The organism is Cupriavidus sp. YAF13, from assembly GCF_052113425.1.
Taxonomy (GTDB): domain Bacteria; phylum Pseudomonadota; class Gammaproteobacteria; order Burkholderiales; family Burkholderiaceae; genus Cupriavidus.
The window spans coordinates 1-7523 of record NZ_JBFRDD010000112.1 but is presented as its reverse complement, the minus strand read 5'-3'; the positions used below and the strand labels follow the sequence as shown (position 1 = coordinate 7523).

Below are 7523 nucleotides of genomic sequence, written 5' to 3'. Positions count from 1 at the left end.
CCCATGTCTGAGTATCGCCTTAAGGCGATGCGAGTTTGGGTCCCGGCCGCTCTTTTCGCCGAATCCCGAGGAGGTAGTCGCCCCATCCGGCGCGCCTTTTTTGCCTACTTTTTTGGCAAGACAAAAAAGTAGGTCGCCGCCCCGCAGGGGAGGTGAAACTGCAGTTGCCTTTGACTTTAAGCAGTTGCAGTTGCAGTTCCAGTTGCAGCCAAGCCCCCCATCCCCCCATCTAATGCCGCAAAGCAACCCCCCCGCCCCCCGCATTCTGCTGCCGCCACTGCGTCGGACTCATCCCGAACCGCTCATGAAACACCCGGCTGAAATGCGCGGCATCCGCAAACCCCAGCGCAAACGCAATCTCGGTAATGCTGCGCCCGCCCTCCCCACCGCCGGATAGGCGCAGCGCAGCCTGCCGCAGCCGGCGCGAGAGGATATAGGCATGCGGCGTCTGGCCGAACTCGCGGAACAGGTTATACAGCGTGCGGCGCGAGACGTTCAGGACCACCGCCAGGCTTTGCGCCGATAGCGCCGGATCGTGCAGATGGGCGTCGACGAACCCGGCGATGCGGTTCATGCGCGCTTCGCCCAGATGGCGTGCCATGGCGGCGTCCGTGCCGTCCCTTATCACCGCGGGCGACGGTGCGTGCGCGCCCTGTAGCGCCGTCTCCATCAGCGACACGACGGAATCCTGCAGCACCACCTGGCCTTGCTGGTCCAGCAGGTGGCCCGCACAGGTGTCGTGCAGCAGCGCCCCGAGCGCCGACACCGCGATGCGCGCCGCGCCCTCGCCGCGCAGCGCCCGTCCGCCCAGGCAGGTGGCCGCCTGCCGCCAGCCGAAGGCGCGCTCCTGCGGCACCAGCAGCACCAGCACGCGGCAACGCTCCGCCATGTCGATGCTGTAGGGCTGCGCGGTATCGTAGATCGACCACATGCCCGGCTCCAGCGACGCTTCGTTGCCGCGCTGCGCCACCCGGCTGCGCCCGCTCAGCTGCCAGAAAATCTTGAAGAAACCCGCATCGGAAGCCACCGCGTGCCGGCGCTCGCGCGCCACGCGATGCGCGTCAACCTCCATGTCCGCCACCGCGCACGCGCCGAAGCGCGCATAGCTGACATTGCAATGGAACGGCCCGCGCGCCTGGCGGGAATATTCGAGCGGCAGGAAACGCGTATCGATGGCCTCGCGCCATTGATCGAACGTCATATTGGTCGTGCGCGTCATATTCTGCGGCAGGCTCTGCACAGCGGGCATCAGGGCATCTCCAGTGACCGGCGGCATGGCGCGCGCGCCGGAAGTGCGGGAAGCTGGACGGCCAGCCTAATGGAAAGCCCGGGGACAGACAATGGGAACAACTACGCAGGCGCACTCGCGCCGGCCCGGACAATGGCAAGCCGGCCCCGTCGCCGCACCGGTTGCTGCACTGCCGCACAACCTGCTCGGGACAGCCGGGGCGCCGGCCAAGCGTGATTTGCCGGGATGCGCCTTTGGGAGCCTTGGCCTTTGGGAGCCTTGGCTTGTCGCCCGCCACGATCGCCACGGCACACATCACGCGCGAGGGTCGTGGGAGAAGTCGCCCATGTGGGCACTCGGCTTCGTATCCTCGCATGCCATGGCAGCCACCATGCGCAAATGGCCGCGGGCTTCGGGAGAGGACTTCGGGTTCAGACAACGCGATAGATTTCCCAGCGAGCAGTGCCGGAGACCACGAACGGCTCCAGTTCCTTGCCCCATTGCGCATGGGCCGGAATCGATGCGAGCTGGCTCCACGCACGGTCCAGTTCGCCGAGGTCGCTCACTTCCCACTCGTGGACCACGGTCGCCTCCAGCGCGCCGATCGAGCCGGTCAGCAGGCGCCCGCGCACCAGCCCCACCTGCGGCGCGATCTCGCGCGCCCAGCCCTGCAACCGGTCGATGACCTCTTGCTTGTGCCCAAAGCGGGCATCGATCTGCCATCTGGCTATCAACATGATGTTTCCCCTTGATGCGTTAGCGGAAGGGCACAGACCGCGGAGCAGCCGCCGGCCCCGCCCCACCCGTTCCACTATAGGCCGGCATCATTGGCGTCATGGCAGGACAAAGCGTGGCAGCCAGGGTCACCGCTCCGGCGCAACCCGCGGCCCAGCCCGATATCCGCCCGCCCGGTGAGGTATGCGTAACACGCAACGGCGGGCCGCTGCCAGCCTCAAAGGGGGGAGGTATCAGCCGGCCACCGCCCTGCGCACCTTCGCCAGCGCCGCCTCCAGGGCTTCAAGCGAAATGGAGCCGATGGCGAGCCGCAGCGCATGCGGCACGTTGGGCGTCGCGGCGAACGGCTCCGCCGTTGTCACCAGGACGCCCTCGCGCGCCAGGTCCGCGGCAATGCGATCTGCTCGCAGGTCCTCGGGCAAAGAAAGCCAGAGATAGTAGGACGAGCGGTGCGCGGCGATGGCGCACCCCCGCAGCACGCGGCGCGCCAGGCTCTGGCGCCGCCGCGCGTCCTTGCGCTTGCGATCCTCGAGCCCGTCAACCAGGCCGGCCTCGATCCAGTGGCAACCCAGCGCCACGGTCAGGGACGGGGTGTTCCAGGTCGACACGCGAATGGCGCGCTCAAGCGCCGGCACCATGGCCAGCGGCGCAACGACAAACCCCAGCCGCAAGCCGGAAGCCACGCTCTTCGACAAGCCCGACACATAGACCGTGCGCCCTGGCGCATAGGTAAAGACCGGCTTGGGTGCCGGCTCCGCCAGGAAGGCATAAGCGCCGTCCTCGACGATCAGGAAATCATGCCGGTCGGCCAGCGCGGCCAGGCGCAAGCGGCCTTCCTCCGGCATCACCGTGCCCAGGGGGTTGTGCATGGTGGGCATGGCGTAGACCGCGCGCACCGGACGCCGCCGGCAAAGCGCGGCCAGCGCGTCCAGATCCATGCCCGCGACGGTATGCGGCACCGGCTCCAGGCCGAGGCGGTGCGCCTGCGCCAGCATCTTCATGCCGGGATAGGTCAGCGCGTCCACAGCCAGGACATCGCCCGGCTTGAGCAGGCCCATGACCGTCACGGCGAGGCCCTGCTGCGCGCCATTGACGATCAGCACCTGCTCCCCGCCCACCCGGATGCCCCGGTTGCGCAGGTGCCTTGCCGCGGTCTGCCGCTCGTGCGCCCGCCCACCCTGGGGCGCCGAATGCAGCAGCGCATCGAGGTCCCCCGAGGCCGCGATGGTGCGCAGGCCGTCGCGCAGCATGTCGGCCTGGCCGGGCAAGGACGGATAGTTGAAGGTGAGATCGACCGCGCCGAAACGCACCGGGTGCTGCTCCAGGCCCAGGCCGCGCGGCAGCGAGGTGTCGCGCACGAAGGTGCCCCGGCCGGTCTCGCCAACGACAAGGCCGATGGATTCCAGCTCCCGGTAGATGCGCGATGCGGTGGCCAGGGCGACGCCATGCTGCTTCATCAAGACGCGAACGGTCGGCAATTGCGTGCCTGGCGGCAGCACCCCCTCGCGGATGCGCCCCGCTATCTCGTCCATGATGGTTTTGTACCGGGCTGGGATCATGCCTTGGCCTGCGCGCCTTCGTCGGATCGTTCTTTGTATCTAGAACAATTTTTTGTTTGTATCAGACACAAAGATTACGCTATCAGCCTCGACAACGTAAAGGGCTCCGCGGAGCTTTCTGGAAACCTGGGCATGATCGAATTCGCTACCTTGTCGGTGTTCGCCGCGGCCGTGATGGTGCTGCTGCTGTCACCCGGGCCAAACATGGCCTTCGTCATGGCGCACGGCGTCACCTACGGCCTCGGCGGCGGCGCGGCGGCCGCGCTCGGCATCGCCGCGGCGGATCTCGTGCTGACCGTCCTGACGGCAACCGGCATCACCGCCGTGATTGCCGCGTGGCCCCCGGCCTTCGACCTGATCCGCTATGCGGGAGCCCTGTACCTGCTGTGGATGGCCTGGAAAGCGCTGCGCCGCCCGCTGCTGCCGCTGGGCGCGGTGACCCGGCAGGCCTCGTTGAAATCGGTGTTTTTCCGCTCTACGCTGAACAGCTTGCTGAATCCGAAGGCGTTGCTGTTCTTCATGGTCTTCCTGCCGCAGTTCGTGGACCCGGGCAAGGGCAGCGTGGCCCGGCAGCTGATTGTCCTGGGCTGCGTGCTGACGGCGATCAGCACCGTGTTCCACGGCCTGCTGGGCGCGGCTGGCGGGTCGGCACGGCGGTTCCTGAGCCGCAACCCGCGTGCCGCCGTGTTCCAGAAATACGGGCTTGCCGTGGTGCTGGCGCTGCTGGCGCTGAGGCTGCTTGCCATGCCGAAGGTGTCCTAGCCGGCGAAGATGGCGGGCACTTCCATCCCTATACTGAAAAGACAATACAAGAAAGACAACACGAGATGTACATCGCAGCCTTTATCTACAAGCCCGGCAAGATCGACGAAGAGTTCCAGCGGCTGAGCGCGGTCATTGACGAGGTGGCGGGCAGCATCGCCGGCTTCCTGGGGGCCGAATCCTGGCGCTCGCCCGACGGCAAGCTGGCCAACGCCAGCTACTACTGGCGGGATCAGGAAGCCCTGCGGGCCTTCGCTGCCCATCCACGGCACCTTGACGCCAAGCGCCAGTACCGCAAATGGTATGACGGCTATCACGTCGTGGTGTCAAAGGTGGAGCGCGTCTATGGCGACGGCAGCCTGGCTCACTTCACGCGGTTCGGCGAAGAAGAGAAAAAAGGCCGGTCGATCTGACCGGCCAAGCGATCCTCGCGCATCAGCAAGGTCGATATGATCGTTGGCGGCATCCTCCGTGCGCAGGATGCCGCCCAAGTGCTGCTCAGTTACCGCTCAGTTACCGCTTAGAAGCGGCTTAGAAGCGGTGACGCACGCCGACGGTGGCGCCGGTCTGGTTCGCGCCCGGCAGTGCCGTGCCGGCACCGTTCAGGCCCAGGGTGGAGCCCGACTTGTTCTTCACGTAGCCAATGTTCACGTAGGCATCGGTGCGCTTGGACAGCGAGTAGTCACCCGACAGCACGTACATCCACGAATCCGCGCCGCTGTTCTTCATGTCGGTGTAGTACGCCGCGCCAGTCAGCTGGAACGCAGGCGTGAACTTGTACTGCGCGCCTGCCCAGTACACATTGCTGCGGGTGACGGTGGCCGTGGCGCTTGCCGTGCCGTCGTCACGCAGCCAGCGGTAGCCGGCAAACACCTTGGCATCGCCGAAGGCATAGGACGCGCCGATGGCCGCGCGCTTGGCGCTGCGGTCCTTCAGTGCCACCGACGAGCCCTGGAACTGGTCATACGCGGCGCCGACCGAGAAGCTGCCAACGGCGTAGGCCAGGCCCGCGCCGTAGTTGCGGCCCACCTTGCTTTCGCCCGGCACTTCGCTGCCGTTGGTCACCGTGGCATCGCGCCCGGTGCTGTAGAAGCCGGTAGCCGTCAGGCCGCCGAACTTGCCCGTGTACTTGAAGGCGTTGTCGGCACGGCCATTGAACAGCGAGTCGACGCTGTTGAGCGAGTAGCGCGGGCCAACGGCCATCGGGTCATAGGCGCCGAACAGGTCGTACAGCGCGTTTTGCTGGCGACCCAGCGTCACGGCGCCGAAATTGCCCTGCAGGCCCACGTACGACTGGCGGCCGAACAGGCGGTTGCCCTGGCCCGAAGCGCCGGTATCGATATCGAAGCCGCTTTCCAGCACGAAGATACCCTTCAGGCCACCGCCCAGGTCTTCGCTGCCGCGCAGGCCCCAGCGCGAACCCGACAGGTTGCCGGAGTTCATGCGGGTGACGGTGCCACCCGCGGAGCCGGAGGCCGGCATGTGGTTGATGACTTCAATGCCAACGTCGGCGATGCCGTACAGCGTGACGCCGGACGAGGAGGTTTGGGCGAACGCTGCGCCGGAGCCTGCGGCAGCAGCCGCGGCAGTCATTGCAAGGAGAGCTTTCTTCACTGATTTTCTCTGTCTTATGGATGGATGAGGCAGTCTTCCGCCAGCCGCGGGCAACCATGCGATAGACGCCATGAACCGCACCCGTGGCGGCTGAGCGCATTATCGATGCCTTATGTGAAAGCTTGATGTCGCTTTGCATGGCCGTATGTCTGCATGCCTGGATGACTGCAATTGCAATCATCCAGGCACGCCCCACGATCGCGCGGACAGCTGGCGCTGCAGCGATCCGGCGAGATATAGCACAACGTGATGCAAATGGATTTCCGCGGGTCGCCGGCAGCGCGTGAACAGTGCACCACTTGGCTGCAGCATCGCTTGAGATCCGGCGCAGAAGTTTCCTGCTCCATGGATTTTCAGCGCTAGGGATTACGCGTAGCCACGAGGAGTTCTCTTCAACTTCGCTGCTCCGAAAGCCGATTGGAAGCCGTCGGAAAGCCGTTTGGAAGATGCCGTTCCTAGAGTCTCGACACCCGCTCACGCCCGCGATGGCGTCGCGGTAAGGCAAGCATGGGCGCGCTGTCGGCCATCGCCATCCTGCTGCCGCTGAATGACGCGCGCCGGCAAGGGCGGCACGGCGCTGGGCATCACCATGATCTGCTCATTCTTCGCCGCGTCGGTGGGCATCATCGTGATGATCTTCGCCTCGCCGCTGTTCACCGAGATTTCGTTCAAGTTTGGACCCACGGAGATCTTCTCGATCATGCTGCTGGGCTTGCTGGCAGGCTCCACCATGTCGCGCGGGTCCCCGTTGAAAGGCGTGGCGATGACGCTGTTCGGCCTGATCTGCGGCTGTGTCGGTACCGACGTGAACAGCGGCACCTTCCGCCGTTCGCTGCTGCTGTCGCGCGGCGACATGATGGTGTTCGTGCATCGCCCGATCAGCTGCGTCTTCGTCGTGCTCTCAGCCCTGCTGCTGACCGGGGTCACGTACTCCGCGTGGCGAGCCAGCAGCGGCGCAGGCAAAGGGGCCGTGCTTGCCGGCGGCGAGCTTGCCGTCAATGAGTAGCCACGACGCAAGCGTGCACTGGCGCGGCTAGCCCGGGAAAGGATAGTCCGCGTCGAACGCCGCGAAACGCGCCTGCAGGAACTCGATCAGCCAGCCACGCAGCAAGGCGCGCCCCAGGTCGGCGGGTGCCGACAACCGTAGCGGCCCGGCCAGTTCCTCCCGCTGCTCAGCCAGTGCGCCCTCGCCCTCCTCCAGCGCCGCCAATGCCTTGCGCGCTGCCTCCAGGAACACCCGCCCCTCCTCGGTCAGGCGCATGCGGCGGGTGGTGCGGGCCAACAGCCGCGCGCTCAGGCGTTGCTCCAGGCGGATCAGGGCGGCGCTGGCGGTGGCGGCGGTCCGGCCCAGTTCACGCGCGGCCGCGGAGAGGTTTTCAAGCTTGGCGGTGCGGACAAAGAGTTTCAGGTCGTCTAGGGAGTACATTCAAATCTGGTTTGATTGAATCGGCATGTAATGGCAGATTATCAAATCTCTGGCGCTGTTCAGGTTAAGCGTGGATAGCTGCTAGACTTTGGTCGTTGATATGACGAGAGCAGTCGATGAACGCCCGCCAGTTCAAGAGATTCCTGGAGTCGGTGACCAAGCTCACCGCCGGCCAGTTGGAGCAGGTACGAAGCGCGCT

The 7523-nt window shown here is 65.8% G+C and carries 7 protein-coding genes and 1 pseudogene; 3 read left to right on the top strand and 5 right to left on the bottom strand.

Going from position 1 to position 7523, the window contains the following annotated elements; translation table 11 throughout:
* Positions 1 to 229: 229 nt before the first annotated feature.
* The 3 genes from AB4061_RS40025 to AB4061_RS40015 all read right to left on the bottom strand — a co-directional run bounded on the left by AB4061_RS40025 (position 230) and on the right by AB4061_RS40015 (position 3522).
* Positions 230 to 1249: a helix-turn-helix domain-containing protein gene (locus tag AB4061_RS40025; RefSeq protein ID WP_441641579.1), complete on the bottom strand. Its 1020-nt coding sequence runs from the start codon at positions 1247 to 1249 to the stop codon at positions 230 to 232.
* Between the two features lie 410 nt (positions 1250 to 1659).
* Positions 1660 to 1965, bottom strand: a complete 306-nt coding sequence (locus tag AB4061_RS40020; RefSeq protein WP_441641578.1) for a hypothetical protein — start codon at positions 1963 to 1965, stop codon at positions 1660 to 1662.
* A gap of 231 nt (positions 1966 to 2196) precedes the next feature.
* A complete protein-coding gene (locus AB4061_RS40015; RefSeq protein ID WP_441641577.1) occupies positions 2197 to 3522 on the bottom strand; it encodes an aminotransferase-like domain-containing protein in 1326 nt (441 codons plus the stop codon).
* 132 nt (positions 3523 to 3654) lie between these two features.
* On the opposite strand from AB4061_RS40015, the gene AB4061_RS40010 reads away from it, so the two are divergent.
* Together AB4061_RS40010 and AB4061_RS40005 are read left to right on the top strand one after the other, a co-directional pair.
* Positions 3655 to 4284 (top strand): LysE family translocator, encoded by a 630-nt coding sequence (locus AB4061_RS40010; protein WP_441641576.1) that lies wholly within the window; start codon positions 3655 to 3657, stop codon positions 4282 to 4284.
* Positions 4285 to 4349: 65 nt separating this feature from the next.
* A complete protein-coding gene (locus AB4061_RS40005) occupies positions 4350 to 4697 on the top strand; it encodes an antibiotic biosynthesis monooxygenase family protein (RefSeq protein WP_441641575.1) in 348 nt (115 codons plus the stop codon).
* A 118-nt stretch (positions 4698 to 4815) separates the two neighbouring features.
* Here AB4061_RS40005 and AB4061_RS40000 read toward each other — a convergent pair whose 3' ends face one another.
* Positions 4816 to 5898 (bottom strand): porin, encoded by a 1083-nt coding sequence (locus AB4061_RS40000; RefSeq protein WP_441641574.1) that lies wholly within the window; start codon positions 5896 to 5898, stop codon positions 4816 to 4818.
* A 547-nt stretch (positions 5899 to 6445) separates the two neighbouring features.
* Between AB4061_RS40000 and AB4061_RS39995 the strand changes: the two are divergent.
* A pseudogene (locus tag AB4061_RS39995) lies at positions 6446 to 6733 on the top strand (tripartite tricarboxylate transporter permease); the annotation flags it as partial.
* Between the two features lie 198 nt (positions 6734 to 6931).
* Here AB4061_RS39995 and AB4061_RS39990 read toward each other — a convergent pair.
* On the bottom strand, positions 6932 to 7324 hold the full coding sequence (locus AB4061_RS39990) for a LysR family transcriptional regulator (RefSeq protein ID WP_441641573.1): 393 nt from the start codon (positions 7322 to 7324) through the stop codon (positions 6932 to 6934).
* Positions 7325 to 7523 lie beyond the last annotated feature (199 nt).